The following is a 16,550-nucleotide window of genomic DNA, read 5'->3' on the forward strand; positions in this document are numbered from 1 at the left end:
TAACAGGATTCCCCTTTTCGTATCGCCTCAAGTCGAATCAGTTGTTCATATTACTGGTGTTCTGCTTGATGATGGCCTGCAGGAAGTCACGGTTGGTCGCCGTCTTCTTCAAGCGCGGCACAATGGTCTGATATGCCTTCTCCGGCTCCATGCCGCCAAGCAGACGACGCAGGCTGTAGATGACCGCAAGCTCATCTTTCGCCGTGATGAGCTCCTCACGACGCGTGCCGGAAGCATTGATGTCAATGGCAGGGAAGAGTCGCTTATCGGCCAAATCTCGCGAAAGACGAAGCTCCATATTGCCGGTGCCCTTGAATTCCTCGAAAATGACCTCGTCCATCTTGGAGCCGGTTTCCACCAGCGCCGAAGAGATAATGGTCAGCGATCCGCCGTTTTCAATGTTGCGGGCGGCGCCAAAGAACTTCTTAGGCGGATAGAGCGCCTGCGCGTCGACACCGCCGGAAAGCACGCGACCAGAAGCCGGAGCGGCGATGTTGTAGGCACGGGCAAGCCTGGTCATGGAATCGAGCAGCACCACCACGTCCTGGCCGAGCTCCACCAAGCGCTTGGCACGCTCGATGGCGAGTTCGGCGACAGTGGTGTGGTCGGAAGCCGGGCGATCGAACGTCGAGGAGATGACCTCGCCCTGCACGGTGCGCTCCATGTCGGTGACTTCCTCGGGGCGTTCGTCCACGAGCACCACCATCAGATGCACTTCTGGATTATTCGTAGCGATGGAATTGGCGATGTTCTGCAAGGTGATGGTCTTGCCGGCCTTCGGCGGGGAGACGATCAGACCGCGCTGGCCTTTGCCGATCGGCGCGACCAGATCGATCAGGCGACCGAGAATCTTGTTCGGAGTGGTCTCCTGCTTGAGGCGTTCCTGCGGATAGAGCGGGGTGAGCTTGGAGAACTGCGCGCGGTTGGCCGCATCCTCGACGCTCATGCCATTGATGGTCTCGATGGATTGCAGCGGCACGAACTTCTGGCGCTGGTTGCGGCGTTCGCCTTCGCGCGGTTCGCGGATGAAGCCCTGAACGGCGTCGCCCTTACGCAGACCGTATTTGCGAATCTGGCCCATCGAAACATACACGTCGTTGGGGCCCGGCAGATAGCCGGAAGTGCGGATGAACGCATAGGAATCAAGCACGTCGACGATGCCTGCGACGGGGACCAGCCCCTCCTTGGAATCGTTGCGACGATCCCGCATATCCTCTTCGTTCACGTTTTCGTTGTTGTAGCGACCGCCACGATCGGCATGTTCGCCGCGATTGTCGTGGTCCTTATAGTCGTAATTGTTGCGATCGCGTCCACGCATCCTGCGCTGATGACGCTCGTTGCCGCGGTCTTCATGGTTGTAGCGATCGTTGCGGCGATTACGGCGGATGAACTCGTGACGCGGCTCTGCCTCTTTGGCATCGCCGGCATTTCCCTCGTCATTGTCGACAACCGGCAAGGTGGCAAGAATGTCATCCAGATCCCGAACCTTATTGGATTCGGTATCGTGACGCGACTGCTGCTCCGCGCGATAGTTCCTGCGATGAGTGCGGCTCTCGCCTTCCTCTGCCATCTCGTGATCGCCACGATGATGCGAGACGAATGACCTGCTACGCCGACGAGAAGACTCTTCATCGTCGAATGCAGTGAGCTGGGAGGCGCGGCCTTCACCGCTCTGCCTAGACGAAGACCGTTGCTCGTCGGCCTTTTCGGCTTGTGCATTCGATTTCTTCAGCCGGGCATTTTCCCGACCAGCCGAAGCGTGCGTCTCGGCTTTGTCGGATTCGGCCTCACCACGAACCTCTTTGGCATCCCCGACCTTGCCATCGGGGTCGCTGCCGGAAACCGGCTGCTTGGATGCATGGTCGCTTACGGAAGTCTGTTCGTGCTCGGCATCACGATTTTCGTTCTTTTCCGCAGCCCTTTTCGGCGCGGCTTTGGGAGCACGAACCGTAACGCCACTAGGCGCTTCCCCGCCTGTTCTTGCAGCTTGAAGGGTGGCGAGCAGCTCGGGCTTACGCATCGTTGACGTGCCACGAAGCCCCATCTGTCTGGCGAGCGCTTTCAGCTCAGGCAGCTTCATATCCTCAATATTCTGGCTAGTTGCCACTATAATGTTGCCTTTCCTCGACTTCCTACGGCATTGCCCGGAAGCTATATGAAAAAGATACGGCATATTGTAAAACCGCTTATGAAATATCCGATACCACCATGTGGTTTTCGAACTTTTCTTTAGATTACAACCGTGCCCTGACCAACCCCGCTCGGCGTGGCGAACTCACAATCCATTGCCACTTCGCATCCGCGCTCCCGCTGACTCTGCTGCTGGGAAACCGCAACCGGCAAACCCTCAAAGTCCGATTACCAGCACGAACACACTTTAATGCTGGAAAACCGCATCTGGCAAACCCTCAAAGTCCGATTACCAGCACGAACACACTTTAATGCTGGAAAACCGCATCCGAACGAACAACAGATGCTGTTTCCCAGCAACAATGAGCATGTCTTGCTCGAACAATGACAATGCAAAAGGCGGACGACCCTTGCAGATCATCCGCCTTGAATAAGAACGAACATACTGGCAGAAACCAGAACAGTCAGCGACTAAGAGCTACGCGATCACGCGGATTTTTCCTCATGATAGGACTTTTCGGTGTTGACCGACCAGACGTTCTTCTTGTCGGCGCGGCCGGTCTTGATGTTGTCGACGGCCTCCATCGCGCTGGCCATGGAATGGTCCTGGTTGTTGTAGCGGTGCTGGCCGTTGCGGCCCACGCAGTAGAGGTTGCCGAACGAATCCAGATAGTCGATGAGCTGCGGCATCTCGTCGTAGGTGTCGAAGTAGGCGGGATACGCCTTCTTGACGTGCTCGCGGTGCGAGTCCAGCACATCCTGCGGCCCGTTGATCACGCGCATGCGAGTGAGTTCCTTGATGGCGAACGCGGTGGCCTCCTCGTCAGAGAGGTTCCAGAAGTCATCGCCCTCCTCGCAGAAGTACTCGAGGCCGACCCACACCGTGTTGTCGACGTCCTTGACGAGGTAGGGGCTCCAGTTGTTGAAAATCTGCACGCGGCCGACCTTGTAGCCCGGATCCTGCACGTAGATCCAGCAGTCCGGCACGATCGGCGGGTTGCCGAGCGTCTTCATGTCGGTTGTATTCTTCAAGCGCAAGTGCTTCACCAAGAGGCCCACGGTGACGAAATCGCGGTACGGCAGGCCGTTGGCGATGCGCTTCATGTCTGCCGGCACGTCCTCGGAGGTCGTGGCGATTTCCTTGGATGCGGAAGTATTCGCGGCTTCGGAACCGTCGACGGCCTTTCCGCCTTCATCCTCTTTCGCGGCACGATCGATGGCGTTGACCAGATCCTTAACCGGCATGGAGCTGATGAAATCATCCGCCGCCAGTTCGGTGCGCGCACCCTTGTCATCGACGTACACGACCGAGGCGATCGATCCGTCATCCTTCTGACGCAGCTCGACTACGTTCGCATCGGTGATGACCTTGCCGCCATTGTCAACGACCTGTCCCTCGACGATCTCCCAGAGCTGGCCCGGACCGAGCTTCGGGTACCAGAATTCCTCGATCAGCGAGGTCTCCACCTTGCTGGAGTCGCGCTTCTGCGGACGCATCTTGGCAATCGCGTTCTTCAGCACCGTGATCACGGACAGGCCGCGCACGCGCTGGGCGCCCCAGTCCGCCGAAATCTCGGCGGGCGTACGGCCCCAGACCTTGGTGGTGTAGCCCTCGAAGAACATCGAATAGAGTTGACGGCCGAAACGGTTGATATAGAAGTTCTCGAGATTGTCTTCAGGAAGCTTGTGAATCATGGACCAGAGGTAGCTGAACCCGGCCTTCAGCGTCAGCTTCAGACCCAGCGCCTTGAAGAGGCCGGCGGAAAGCGAAATCGGATAATCCAGGAAATGCTGGTTCCAGAAGATGCGGGAGACACGGTGACGCTTCAACATCACCACATCCGTCTTCTCCGGATCCGGGCCGCCCGGCTCGAGGTCATGATGTCGTCCGAGCTTCTTGTCATCGTACGATGGCGCGCCCTGCAACGGCATGATGTTCTTCCACCAATCCATCACGCGGTCGTCCTTGGAGAAGAAACGATGACCGCCGATATCCATGCGGTTGCCGTTGTGCTTCACCGTGCGCGAAATACCACCGAACTCGCGCGTCGCCTCCAACACCGTCACATCATATTTGCTGGCTCCGCCGTCCTTCAGCAGTTCCCAAGCCGCAGTCAGACCCGCAGGCCCGCCGCCGATAATCACCACAGACTTCTTGTCAGCACCCTCAGCCACAACAGCCTCCCCAAAAAAATACTTATTTTGAAGCCAATACGCCCCATACACAAATCAAAACCAGCCTACACGAACGCGCAAACCAGCACCATCATTGTCTAAAAACATACACGAACCATCTGCATGTTTGCTGAAAATATTCGCTTAAAAGCGCTTCAGAACCCCGACATCGGCCCAGTCGACTCCTAGCAGATTCTAAGGCTGAGGCCTGGAAGGGGAAGATATGCTTTGCTCGGGCGTAAAGACTTGGCCTGTGCAAAATTGGAAATTTTGCCTTCGCGCTCGATACATCGCGCTCACTTCGCCTACGAAAAGCCCACAGGGCTTTCCGCTTAACGGCTCAGCCCGGAGCGTGTCGAACAATGTATGTCCCACCCTCCCGAACCGTCATAAGCGCTAAAGAATCATGTCAGAGAATCGGGAATATCGATGTCGGTCTTCTGCACTTCCTCTACGTTGACATCCTTGAACGTGACAATCCGCACGTTCTTGACGAATCGCGAGGAACGATAGACGTCCCAGACCCACGCATCCGTAAGCTGTACGTCAAAATAAACGTCCTGACCGGCGGAACGCACGTTGAAATCGACCTTGTTGGCCAAATAGAAACGACGCTCTGTCTCCACAACGTAAGTGAACAGCTTGATAACGTCACGATATTCCTTGTAAAGCGCCAATTCGGCGTTCATCTCGTAATCGTCGAGATCTTCAGCGCTCACTGAACGCTACCCCCTGCTTTGTCGTTTTTGGAATCGGCCGTCTTGTCGACGTCGCCTTTTTTCTGCCCGGTATGTCCAAGATTACGCCACCAGGCCTTTTTGGATTTCTTGCTTTGTGTGGCGGAAAAGGGCCATGACGTTTCATCGGAATCGTCATTTTTATGCTTCTGACCATCGTGCTCCGACGCCGCAGAAGAGTCGTTTCCGCGAGCCGTGACCGCACCTGTTGTATCAGACTTGGAGCCAGCGGACGCCGAAGCAGCGCCATCGGTGGATTGGCCGCCTGCAATCTTACCGTCTCCCTGTTCACGTTTGGCCGCTCGAGTGTCGCTCCCACCCGTCTCCCCACAGCTGGCATCGGGAACCGAAATGTCGTCTTTGTTGTTCCGAGACCGGTGCTGTTGGATTTCGATGGAATGCTCACGCGCCGCCATAGCCTCCTTGACACCGGGATTGCCCTCGATGACATGCATACCGAAGGCGTCGAGCGAACGGATGGGGTCATATTCATCGACAAGCGTATCAAGAACTATCAAATCCTGATACTTTCCGATAGAGGCGTCCCACAGCGAATCGCGGGAGGTGCCTGACTTGATGAAGCCCAGAGACTGGTAGACCGAGAGGGTGCGGGCGCTTTTCTCCGGTACCGCCACCCAAATACGATGCATTCCCAAACCCACCGGGGTGGAAGCGAACCCGTAGGTCATCACTCGGGGCATCGCGTCGCGCGAATAGCCGCGGCCACGGTAATCCTTGCCGAGCATCACCTGGATACGAGCCGAACGCGCCCAGCCGTCGATGTCGATCAGGAAAATCATGCCGATGACGTTGTCGGTCTCCTCGGCATCGATTTTGCCGTCGGCGTCATGGTCCGAATCGGTCAGAATGGTCCAGGCCATCGTGCGCCGGGCCTCGGGATCGCCGACTCCGGATTCAGACGCGGCAATGCCGTTGACCCATGCCACCGAACGCTTGACCCAAGCTTGGACGACGGCGCGCTCGGACTGCTTGTCTTTGCCGGTGTCGCCGGAAGCGTTGAAATAAACCTCAAGCTGATCGAGCTTCGGCAGATCATCAAGGGTCGCGGGGCGCAGATGCACCATCTCACCACGAATCTCCGGTATGACGATACGTTCCGGCAGTTGACGCGGCGTTGCATCCACTACAGGAATTTCGGAGTTTTCAGACATAGTCACTCACCCTCCAACGAACATGAGACATACCTTAAGATAAGGATAGTGTATTCGACTGACGAGAGCGAAAGCCATACAAGACCACGGCCATCTGTCGATTGAAGATGGAATACATCGTGGTTGCGAGGCCAAAAGGACATTGCCGCACGCCAATGGCCTCGTGACCGGTTCAAGCCACGAGGCCATTGGCAACCATGCCGAGCCGCCGTTACCATCGGCTGGCGCAAACACCGTCGATGATTACCGCAAACAACGGCTCCTAGCAATCACACTTGGCAATCGTCTTCAGCGACGGCTTTCGGCAATCGCTTCGGTAATCGCTTCGGTAATCGCTTCGGCGACCGCTCTCAGCGCTCAAACCGACCCTGCTTATATTGCGCGGTGACCACCTTGCGATGGGTATAGAACTCCACGGAATCCTTGCCGTTGGCGTGCAAATCGCCGTAGAACGAATTCTTCCAACCAGAGAAGGCATAGAAGGCGACAGGCGCTGGAACGCCGAGGTTGACGCCAAGCATACCGGCGTCGATGTTCTCACGGAAGTAGCGGATGGCGTCAGCGCTGTTGGTAAACAGGCATGCCCCGTTGGCCAACTTGCTGCTGTTGGCCACGCTTACGGCTTCCGGCAGATCCTTGACCCTGATGATGTCAACGACCGGGGCGAAGATCTCGTCGGTCCAGATCGACATGTCCGTCGTCACGCCGTCGAAAATCGTGGGCCCGACGAAGTAGCCCTCGCTCGGCAGGTTCTCACGACCGTCGAGCAGCAGCTTGGCGCCGGCCTTCACACCGGCATCGATGTAGTTGAATGTGCGCTGCTGGGCCTCTTTGCGGATGACCGGGCCCATGAAGTAATCATCCTCGCAGGTGTTGCCCATCGAAAGTTTCGAAGCCGCGTTGACGAATTTCGAGACGAACTCGTCGGCAACGGATTCCTGAACGACGATGACGGAACCGGCCATGCAACGCTCACCGGCGGAACCGAAGCCGCCGCCGATGGTCTTCTCCACCGCGTCATCGATGTCGGCGTCGGCCAGGATGATGCTGTGGTTCTTGGCACCGGTCAGGGCCTGGACACGTTTCATATTGTCGGTGCCGGTCTTGTAGACGTAACGGCCCACCGGCTCGGAGCCGACGAACGAGATCGCCTTGACCGTCGGGTTCTCCAACAAGCCGTTGACCACGTCCTTGCTGCCCTGAACGATGTTGAGCACACCGGCCGGCACGCCCGCCTCGACGGTGAGATCGACGACCTTGCCGACCAGATTCGGGGTTTTCTCGGAAGGCTTCAAGACCATGGTGTTGCCGCAGGCGATGGCCATCGGGAACATCCAGAACGGCACCATCATCGGGAAGTTGAACGGGCAGATGCCGCCGCACACGCCGATCGGATAACGGTAATTGGTCACTTCCACATCCGTGGCGACCGTCGAAAGGCTGTCGCCCATCAGCAGGTTCGGGATGCTGGCCGCGTGCATCACGTTCTCGATGCCGCGCCCGACCTCGCCCAGCGCCTCGGCGTGGTTCTTGCCGTTCTCCAAGGTGATGATGTCGGCCAGTTCGTCCTGATGCTGCTCAAGCAGCTGCTCGAGGCGGAAGAGGATGCGGGCACGCTTGGTCACCGATGTCCGGCTCCAGGTCTTGAACGCCTCGGCCGCGTTATCGACCGCGGCGTCGAGTTCGGCGCGCGTGCTCAGCGGCACCTTCGCGATGACCTCACCGGTCGAGGGATTGAAGACGTCGAGCATATCCGTCGACGAGCTTTGCACCCATTGCCCTCCGACGAAGTTCTTGATGATTTTTACTTCATTGGCCATTTCCATACTCCTTTGTGATGGATAATATTTGTCCGGACATATCGTCTGAACATCATGCCGTGTGGCAAAAGTCATTGTAAATAAAAAATCTCACAAAATACACTATTCTATGTATGTAGACGCGGTTCATAAACAAAGATGTCTGAAAAGCGCCGTTGAAAGGAAGGAGGCTGCGATGGAGCAGCAACAACACCATACGAACGTTGACCCGGGCGGAGTGAAACCGGTAAAATCCGCCGCGAGAACCGTACTGATTCTCGAATACCTCGCCAAACACGCGGAGTCGCCCAGCACGTTGTCCGAGCTTTCCGCCGCCATCAAGGCTCCGCGCAGCAGCACCTACGCGTTGCTGCGCACGCTGATCGATTACGGATGGATTCGCTCTGACCACCCCGGCAACCTTTACCGACTCAACCTGCGCACGCTTCTAGTCGGGGAATCCTACCTTGACGCCGATCCCTACGTGCGTATCGTACGGCCGGTATTGGCGGACCTGAGCCGCAAAGTGACCGGAACATTCAACATGTCGCGCATGGACGACAACCGCATGGTCTATCTGCTCACCCAAGAGTCACGAAGGGATTCCACGCTGTTGCCGAGGATCGGACGCTGGCTGCCCACCTACGCCACCGGGTCGGGCAAAGCGCTGCTCGCCATTCGCGGCAAGGCCGATATCCCGGCGAAACGGCCGCCTATCACCTCGAAAACCATCACGGATCTCAAGGAACTGATGGCCGACCTCAACGCCACCAGACAACGCGGCTACGGGCTGGAGGTCGACGAAAACAACCTCGGCTACTCCTGTGTCGCCGTGGTGCTGCGCTACCAGTCGCCGCCGCAGGACGCCATCAGCTGCACGCTGAAAACGCGGGATTTCACAGAGAAACGGCGGCGGACCATCATCGATGCGCTGATGGAGGCGCGGGACAAAATCGAGAAGGCCGCGCCGCTGCCGGGCACCTGGTACTGAAACGCGGCAGAAAGCTCGGCAATAAAGCTGGGCCATAGAACAAAGGCCGGTGGCGTTGCCTGCCCCAGCGCCATTCAAAAGCGCTGAATGCAGGAAGCCGCCACCGGCCTTAACAAGGAAGTTCTATCAAGCCAATCGGTTGATTTACTTCTCCGCCTCCCTTTGGTCACGGGCAAGGTCTTCCATCAGGATGCGATCGCGGGCGCGGATGGCCTCCGTGGCCTTGTCGCCGCTCCAGTCGTAGAAGCCCTGGCCGGTCTTGGCACCCAGATTGCCCTGCTCGACCTTCTCCTTCAGAGCCGGATCCTCGCCGGTGTTGTTGGCCAGATCGTCATAGAGATACTTCGAGATGTTGTCGAAGACGTCGAGGCCGCCCTGATCGATGCCCTCCAGCGGGCCGACGATGGACCAACGACGTCCGAGGCTGTACTTCATGATGTCGTCGACGGCCTCCGGGGTGGCGATGCCGCGGCGGACGATCTCGTTCTCCTCGCGGATGACGGCCATCTGCAGGCGGTTGCCGACGAAGCCCAGCGACTCGACTTTCAGCGGCACGGCGTGCTTGCCGAGGCTGTTCATCAGGTCGACCGTGACGTCGACGGTTTCCTGGCTGGTGTTCTCGCCGGGCACGACTTCGACCAGCGGCATGAGCTGGACGGGATTCCAGTAGTGGGCCACCACGAAGCGTTCGGGATGCTTGAGGTTCTTGGCAATCGCGCTGGGGCTCAGACCGGAGGTATTGGTCGCCAGAATGGTGTCATCGTCCACCACGGCTTCGGCCTTCTCCCACGATTCCTGCTTGACCTGAAGGTTCTCGAACACGCATTCGGCGATGTAGTCGACGCCGGCAAGATCGGCGTAATCGGTTGTGGGATGCACACGCGCCATGATCGCGTCCTTGTCTTCCTTGGCCACGCCACCTTCAATCATGGTGGTCAGGTCGCGGTCAATCAGGGAAAGGCCACGCTTCAGCGCTTCGTCGGTGGCATCGACCATGGTCACGTTATAGCCGTGAATGGCGAATTCCATCGCGGCGGCATGACCCATGGTGCCCGCTCCGAGCTGGCCGATCCTGTTTCCTATCGTTTTCATTGTTAGCTCCTTTGCTTCAAACCGATTTTGTTGTTCTTGCGTTAAGGCCCATCGTTGTGGCCTTAACGCGGTCCGCAAACACTTGGCGGCACCGATAGAATCGTCAAGCGTTCGAGGTAATTGCCATGCTATTAAAGCGTTCGGGAAATGCCTTATTGTTTAGCCTGCAGCATGATTATTTGACATTTCAGAAATTCATCGGTTTGTGGCAAGAAATGGCCATATCCGCTCACCCGTCAGCCAGGCCTTCAACATACCCAATATCAACGAAAGGCTGGCCGGAAGGGCATGCGCCTGTAATGACCCAAACAAAAAGGTGAAACCCCTTACGGGATTCCACCTTCATGTTTCGTACATCGCGCTCAATTAGCTACGTGAAGCCCACTGGGCTTGGTTGCAGGAATCCCACTCACCAAGCAAGAACTCGCACGCAAACCAAAGGTTTGCCTTCGCGCTCGTACATCGCGCTCACTGAGCCTACGAAAAGCCCACTGGGCTTTTCGCTTAACGGCTCAGCGAGTTCAGCCTTTCATCTTTTTGATGACCAGAGCGCTCACGGCCTTGGCATCGGCCTGACCGTGAGTGGCACGCATAACGGCGCCGATGATGGCGCCCATCGGCTTCATGTTGCCGCTCTTGAGCTTCTCGGCCACATCCGGGTTGGCGGCAAGCGCCTCATCAATCGCCTTGTCGAGCGCACCATCGTCGGAAACGACCTGATAGTTGTGCTTCTTGACGACCTCATCAGGGGTGCCTTCGCCGTCCAGCACGCCGGTGACGGTCTGCTTGGCGAGCTTGTCGTTGAGCTTGCCTGCGGCGACGAGCTTCTCGACCTCGGCCACGTCGGCCGGGGTGATCGGCAGCTCTTCAAGCGAGACGCTGCGCTCGTTTGCGACGCGGGAGATCTCGCCAAGCCACCACTTGCGGGCGCCGGCAGCCGAGGCACCGTCCTTGACGGTCTCTTCGACCAGGTCGAGCGCGTCGGCGTTGATCAGGTCGCGCATCTGCAGATCGGTCAGGTTCCATTCCTTCTGCAGGCGGGCACGACGCTCGCGCGGCATCTCCGGCATGGTCTTGGCAATCTCGTCGATGTGCTCCTGCGTGATGTGCAGCATCACGAGGTCGGGATCGGGGAAGTAACGGTAATCGTTGGCATCGGACTTTACTCTGCCGCCAGCGGTGGTCTGCGTGGCCTCGTCCCAGTGGCGGGTCTCCTGCAGAATCTCGCCGCCCTCGTCGAGGATGGCCGCCTGACGGCGAATCTCGTACTGCAAGGTCTTCTTGATGCCACGGAACGTGTTGACGTTCTTGGTCTCCGAACGGGTGCCGAGCTCCTTAGTGCCCTTCTTGCGCAGTGAGATGTTGACGTCGGCGCGCATGTTGCCTTGCTCCATGCGGCCATGGGAAATGCCCAGGGCGCGCACGATGTCGCGGATGGCGCGCATGTAGGCGTCCGCAATCTCCGGGACGCGGTCGCCGCCGCCCTCGACAGGCTTGGTGACGATCTCGATCAGCGGGACGCCGGCACGGTTGTAATCGACCAGCGAGTGGTCCGCGCCCTCGATACGGCCGTCGGCGCCACCAACGTGGGTGTTCTTGCCGGCGTCGTCCTCGATGTGGGCGCGCTCGATCGGCACGCGGAAGGTGGTGCCATCGTCGAGCTCGACGTCGAGATAGCCGTTGCCGTTGGTCGGCTTGTCGAACTGCGAGATCTGATAGTCGCGCGGCATATCCGGGTAGAAGTAGTTCTTGCGGGCGAACTGGCTCCACTCGTGGATCTCACAGTGCAGCGCCAGACCCAGCTTGATCGCGAAGTCGACGGCGGTCTTGTTGACCACCGGCAGGCTTCCGGGCAGGCCGAGGCTCACCGGGGTGAGCTCCGTGTTCGGCTCCGCGCCGAACTCCTCGTGCGCCGGGCAGAACAGCTTGGTCTGCGTGCACAGCTCGACGTGGGTTTCCAGACCGAATACCGGGTCAAATTCCTTGACGGCATCGGAATACTTCATCAATTTTTCAGCCATGATTTGTTTCTCCTTGCCGTCCGATTACTTTGCGCTCTTGAGCCACGGGGTCTTGAGGCTCTGCCAGACCGGGCCGCCCCACTGCTCCTCCAGGGCCGCCTCAAGCGCGGCGGCGGGCTTGTACATCTGCTCGTCGTGCTTCTGCGGGGCCATGAACTGGAAGCCCACGGGCAGGCCATCGTCGGAAAGCCCGGCGGGGATGCTCATCGCGGGGGTGCCGGCCATGTTCGCCGGAATCGTGGCGATATCGCTCATGTACATCGTCAGCGGGTCGTTCATCTTCTCACCGAACTTGAACGCGGTGGTCGGGCTCGTCGGCGCGACCAGCACGTCGGCCTTCTCGAACGCCTTGTTGAAATCGTCGATGATCAGGGTGCGGACCTTCTGCGCCGAACCGTACCATGCATCGTAGTAGCCGGCGGAAAGGGCGTAGATGCCAAGGATGATACGGCGCTTGACCTCGTCGCCGAAGCCGGCCTCGCGGGTATAGGCCATCATGTTGGCGGCCGTTTGCGGCACACCTGCCGGCGGCATCACACGCAGACCGTAACGCATGCCATCGTAGCGGGCCAGGTTGGAGCTGACCTCGGACGGCATGATGATGTAGTAGGCGGCGAGCGCGTAATCGAAGTGCGGGCAATCGACCTCGACCACTTCGGCACCCATGTCTTGCAGAAGCTTGACCGCTTCATTGAAACGGGCCTCGACACCGGGCTGATAGCCATCGCCGCCGAGTTGCTTGACAAGTCCGACCTTCATACCCTTGAGGTCGCGCTTGTAGCCTTCGCGAGCAGCCTTGACGATTGGCGGAACGTCCATCGGAATGGACGTGGAATCACGCACGTCGTGGCCGCCGATGATCTCCTGCAGCAGCGCGGAATCAAGCACGTTGCGCGAGACCGGGCCGATCTGGTCGAGCGAGCTCGCCATGGCGATCGCACCGAAACGGGAAACGCCACCATAGGTGGGCTTGACGCCGACCGTGCCGGTCAGGCTGCCGGGCTGACGAATCGAACCGCCGGTATCGGTGCCGAGCGCAAGCGGGGCCTCGAATGCGGCGACCGCGGAAGCGGAACCACCGCCGGAGCCACCAGGGACACGGGAGGTGTCCCAAGGATTATGGGTCGGGCCGAACGCGGAGTGCTCCGTGGAGGAACCTTGTGCGAACTCATCAAGGTTGGTCTTGCCCAAAAGCGGCATGCCCGCGGCCTTGAGCTTGGTGATGACCGTGGCGTCGTACGGCGGGATCCAGCCTTCGAGAATCTTCGAAGCGGCGGTCGTTTCGATACCCTTGGTAACGATCATGTCCTTGATGGCGATCGGCACACCGGCGAGCTCCGGCAGGCCCTCGGTCTCGCCTGCGGCATTCTTCTTATCGAAGGCGTCGGCCTGAGCGCGCGCCTCATCGGCGGATACGTGCAGGAACGCATGGATGTCCGGTTCGGCGGCATCGATGACGTTCAGCTCGGCATCGACCAGCTCGCGGCTGGAGACTTCCTTGTTGCGAATCTTCTCCGCCATCTGTGCGGCGGTGAGCTTCACCAATTCATTTGCTTCGGCCATCAGGCTTCACCTCCGAGGATGCGCGGGGCTACGAACATACCGTTCTCCGTGGCTGGGGCTCCGGCGAGCGCGTCCTCGCGGCTCAACGGCTTTTCGGGGACGTCGGGGCGCAGATACGCCTCGAGCGGAACCGGGTTGGCAGTAGGTTCGACGTCATCGGACGCGACTTCCTGCACCTTGTTGATGGAATCGGCGATGACGTTCAACTCGCCTTGCATGCGGGTCGCTTCCTCGTCGGTGAGCGCGATCTGGGCAAGTTGGCCCAGATGCTCGACTGTATCTCTTGTGAAAGTAGGCATAGCCTCAATTGTATGAGTCATCTGTGACGTTCAGATGACGGCGTCCGGACATAAAAACCGATTCCGACGACAAATAAATCGACACTGCCATACCAACTGCCTCTAACAGGTCAATCCTGCCTCCCGACGTAGGTTTTCGAAACCCAAAACACACGCCAAGAGGCAGGAATGACCGGATAGGGGCACAACTGGCCTGTTAGAGGCACAACTTATCGATCCTAGGCAGCAGACCTGTGAACATCTCGAGGAAAGGAGTTCCCAAGCCCAACCCCTACGGCCGCTATAGTGAGCTCTCACCTGCAACCCATAAACCCTTGGCGTTCAAATCAACAGAGCCGAACATCGAAGCCAGGATTTACCTCCAGAGGCACAGCCAACGGCCACGACGGCGAACCGTTACTTCACATCGCGGCGACGCGCGATAAGCGTGCCGACAGCATAGAAAACGACGGCCCATGCAAGCATGATCAGACCGCTCTGCCACCAGCCCGGAACCGGCCAGCCCTTGGGTACCATGCCGGCCTCAAGCTCGTTGCTCTTCCCCGACAGGAACGTATTGACCAAGCTCGAGGGCATCAGCTGCGAGCACCAGTTGGCCCAAAGCATATGCTTGGAGAGGCTGGAGATGATGCCGAAAATCGTAGTGGCCATCATATAGATCACGACGAAAATGACCACACCGCCGGCCGTCGAGCGCACGATAGCGCCCAGACCGAGCGAAAATTCAGCGACCAATGTGGTTATCGCCGCACCCCCGAGAATGACAATCAGCGGTAGCCAATGCTCTTTGGCAGTCAGCGGCGTCTGCTTCGAGCCCGCAAGCATGGCTTCTACCACACCCCATGAAATGAGCAAGGTCACCAGCGAAAGCACAAAGGAGTAAATCGCCACCGCAAAGGCCTTGGCATTCATGAACATCACGCGTCGCGGGTTGACGACCAGCGACATCTGCACCGAGGACGTGGCGTATTCGCCGGTGACCACGAGAATGGCGATGACACCGATCAGGATGATGGCGACGACAAGACTCTGCGAGACGCATTCAAACAGAACCGAACGAGGAATGGGCATGGCCGTCGCCATCCACTTGCCCTTATCGTCATAATGGCTCTCCTGCTTGATGCTCCACGCAAACAGCGCGGCGAAACCGACCGTCGACAGGACTGCGATGCCTGAAAGCCACCATGTGGAGGCGATGCTGCGCAGCTTCACCAACTCGGAACGCACGCTGCCGAAAAAGCTCAGGCGGGCGCGTGCCATGCTGCGGCTTACTGTATATCGTGCGACACCGGCCTGAGAGCTGGAAGCCACATTGCCCGTCGGCACGCTCACAGGCGCCGACGCTGTTGAAGCGGGCATCGTCGGAACAGGCAACGACGGCAATGGCAACGGACCGGCCCCGGCAGTCGGATTCGGATTCGAACCAGGGTTCGGATTCGGATTCGGATTCGAGTCCGGGCCAGGGTTCGAAGGATTCATGGTATTGGTCTCGCTCATCGCGTTTGTCCTTCCCCATTAAACTGCATGTTCCCGGCGGTTGCGAAATTGCCGTCCATATTCTGCTGCACATATTCGATCGGCCGTTCGCCGGGAAGCTCCTTGGCTGTGTACTGCGCCTGGGAATGCGTGAGTGACAGGTAGGCCTCTTCGAGCGACACCTTTTCCTCGACGAGTTCGTAGGTCACCAGCTGCGCCTGCGCGAACACCTGCGCGGCGGACTTCAGGTCGGCTCCGTTGATGCGGAAGACCTCGCCTTCACGCGGGTCGGACGCTGTGCGTTGTTCAACATGTACCTGGACCTCCGGGGCACTGGCGAAAATGGCCCTGAGTTTCTGCGGCTCCGGGGTGACCACACGAATCGAATGGGCGGAGTGCTCGGCGACGAAATCGTTGACCGTGGTCGTTTCCAAGACCTTGCCCTGCCCGATGATGACCAGATTGTCGGCGGTCAGCGCGACCTCGCTCATCAAGTGTGAGCTCAGCAGCACCGCACGGCCCTGGCTGGCGTAGAACCTGCACAGTTCACGCACCCATTTCACACCTTCAGGGTCGAGGCCGTTGACCGGCTCGTCGAGCACGAGGTTGTGCGGGTCGCCCAACAGCGCCGCCGCGATGGAAAGCCGTTGGCTCATACCCAGCGAAAAGCCGCCGGTTTTGCGTTTCTTGACGCTTTCCAAGCCGGTGAAATTGATGACCTCGTTGACGCGACGCTTGGAAATGCCGTTGGTGAGCGCCAGAGAAAGCAGATGATTGTATGCGGAACGGTTCTTGTGAGCCGACTTGGCGTCGAGTACTGCGCCCACACTCGTCATCGGGGCGCGGGACTTGCGAAAGTCAGCGCCGTCGATCAACGCCTTTCCGGAATCAGGCGCGATCAGCCCCAGTGCCGCGCGCATCGTCGTTGATTTTCCCGCTCCGTTAGGACCGAGAAACCCGGTCACCTTGCCGTCAAAAGCAGTGAAACTCACACCGTCGAGCGCGGTTTTGGAGCCAAACCGCTTACTCAGATTGGTTATTTCTATCATATTCTAACCGTATCATGCGGCCAATGCGACGGTCATCGGCCTCGGT

General features: G+C 58.7%; 12 protein-coding genes. 1 reads left to right on the plus strand and 11 read right to left on the minus strand.

Annotation, left to right across the window (positions count from 1 at the left end; all coding sequences use genetic code 11):
* Positions 1–37 precede the first annotated feature (37 nt).
* The 5 genes from rho to OZX64_RS07985 form a co-directional block, all read right to left on the minus strand.
* Positions 38–2,107, minus strand: a complete 2,070-nt coding sequence (gene rho, locus OZX64_RS07965) for a transcription termination factor Rho (RefSeq protein WP_277172511.1) — start codon at positions 2,105–2,107, stop codon at positions 38–40.
* A 509-nt stretch (positions 2,108–2,616) separates the two neighbouring features.
* Positions 2,617–4,305, minus strand: a complete 1,689-nt coding sequence (locus OZX64_RS07970; protein ID WP_277172513.1) for an NAD(P)/FAD-dependent oxidoreductase — start codon at positions 4,303–4,305, stop codon at positions 2,617–2,619.
* A 404-nt stretch (positions 4,306–4,709) separates the two neighbouring features.
* On the minus strand, positions 4,710–5,024 hold the full coding sequence (locus OZX64_RS07975; RefSeq protein WP_277156790.1) for a DUF2469 domain-containing protein: 315 nt from the start codon (positions 5,022–5,024) through the stop codon (positions 4,710–4,712).
* Positions 5,021–6,214, minus strand: a complete 1,194-nt coding sequence (locus tag OZX64_RS07980) for a GNAT family protein (RefSeq protein ID WP_277172515.1) — start codon at positions 6,212–6,214, stop codon at positions 5,021–5,023. Before OZX64_RS07980 ends, OZX64_RS07975 begins: the two co-directional genes overlap by 4 nt.
* A 350-nt stretch (positions 6,215–6,564) precedes the next feature.
* The gene (locus OZX64_RS07985; RefSeq protein ID WP_277172517.1) at positions 6,565–8,034 is read right to left on the minus strand and encodes a CoA-acylating methylmalonate-semialdehyde dehydrogenase; all 1,470 of its coding nucleotides are present in this window, start codon (positions 8,032–8,034) and stop codon (positions 6,565–6,567) included.
* Positions 8,035–8,209: 175 nt separating this feature from the next.
* Here OZX64_RS07985 and OZX64_RS07990 point away from each other — a divergent pair, with 175 nt between their 5' ends.
* On the plus strand, positions 8,210–9,004 hold the full coding sequence (locus tag OZX64_RS07990) for an IclR family transcriptional regulator (protein WP_277172520.1): 795 nt from the start codon (positions 8,210–8,212) through the stop codon (positions 9,002–9,004).
* Positions 9,005–9,148: 144 nt separating this feature from the next.
* Here the strand turns inward: OZX64_RS07990 and OZX64_RS07995 are convergent, their stop codons facing one another.
* The 6 genes from OZX64_RS07995 to OZX64_RS08020 all read right to left on the minus strand — a co-directional run bounded on the left by OZX64_RS07995 (position 9,149) and on the right by OZX64_RS08020 (position 16,504).
* Positions 9,149–10,096, minus strand: a complete 948-nt coding sequence (locus tag OZX64_RS07995) for a 3-hydroxyacyl-CoA dehydrogenase family protein (RefSeq protein ID WP_277172522.1) — start codon at positions 10,094–10,096, stop codon at positions 9,149–9,151.
* Between the two features lie 521 nt (positions 10,097–10,617).
* Complete coding sequence (gene gatB / locus OZX64_RS08000) at positions 10,618–12,117, minus strand: Asp-tRNA(Asn)/Glu-tRNA(Gln) amidotransferase subunit GatB (RefSeq protein WP_277172525.1); 1,500 nt, start codon at positions 12,115–12,117, stop codon at positions 10,618–10,620.
* A gap of 24 nt (positions 12,118–12,141) precedes the next feature.
* A complete protein-coding gene (gene gatA / locus OZX64_RS08005) occupies positions 12,142–13,680 on the minus strand; it encodes an Asp-tRNA(Asn)/Glu-tRNA(Gln) amidotransferase subunit GatA (protein ID WP_277172528.1) in 1,539 nt (512 codons plus the stop codon).
* Entirely contained in the window at positions 13,680–13,979 is a 300-nt protein-coding gene (gatC, locus tag OZX64_RS08010; RefSeq protein WP_277146135.1) for an Asp-tRNA(Asn)/Glu-tRNA(Gln) amidotransferase subunit GatC, read from the minus strand. The genes gatA and gatC overlap by 1 nt, the downstream gene beginning before the upstream one ends.
* Positions 13,980–14,375: 396 nt before the next feature.
* Positions 14,376–15,476 carry a hypothetical protein gene (locus OZX64_RS08015; protein WP_277172530.1) on the minus strand — a complete coding sequence of 367 codons (1,101 nt, stop codon included), beginning with the start codon at positions 15,474–15,476 and terminating at the stop codon, positions 14,376–14,378.
* Positions 15,473–16,504, minus strand: a complete 1,032-nt coding sequence (locus tag OZX64_RS08020; protein ID WP_277172532.1) for an ATP-binding cassette domain-containing protein — start codon at positions 16,502–16,504, stop codon at positions 15,473–15,475. The genes OZX64_RS08015 and OZX64_RS08020 overlap by 4 nt, the downstream gene beginning before the upstream one ends.
* Between the last annotated feature and the right edge of the window lie 46 nt (positions 16,505–16,550).

This window comes from Bifidobacterium sp. ESL0704, from assembly GCF_029392075.1.
GTDB lineage: Bacteria > Actinomycetota > Actinomycetes > Actinomycetales > Bifidobacteriaceae > Bifidobacterium.

Coding starts and splice junctions, on each gene's coding strand:
- OZX64_RS07980 (WP_277172515.1), bottom strand. CDS start 6,214: ATGTCTGAAAACTCCGAAATTCCTGTAGTGGATGCAACGCCGCGTCAA.
- OZX64_RS07985 (WP_277172517.1), bottom strand. CDS start 8,034: ATGGCCAATGAAGTAAAAATCATCAAGAACTTCGTCGGAGGGCAATGG.
- OZX64_RS07990 (WP_277172520.1), top strand. CDS start 8,210: ATGGAGCAGCAACAACACCATACGAACGTTGACCCGGGCGGAGTGAAA.
- OZX64_RS07995 (WP_277172522.1), bottom strand. CDS start 10,096: ATGAAAACGATAGGAAACAGGATCGGCCAGCTCGGAGCGGGCACCATG.
- gatB (WP_277172525.1), bottom strand. CDS start 12,117: ATGGCTGAAAAATTGATGAAGTATTCCGATGCCGTCAAGGAATTTGAC.
- gatA (WP_277172528.1), bottom strand. CDS start 13,680: ATGGCCGAAGCAAATGAATTGGTGAAGCTCACCGCCGCACAGATGGCG.
- gatC (WP_277146135.1), bottom strand. CDS start 13,979: ATGCCTACTTTCACAAGAGATACAGTCGAGCATCTGGGCCAACTTGCC.
- OZX64_RS08015 (WP_277172530.1), bottom strand. CDS start 15,476: ATGAGCGAGACCAATACCATGAATCCTTCGAACCCTGGCCCGGACTCG.
- OZX64_RS08020 (WP_277172532.1), bottom strand. CDS start 16,504: ATGATAGAAATAACCAATCTGAGTAAGCGGTTTGGCTCCAAAACCGCG.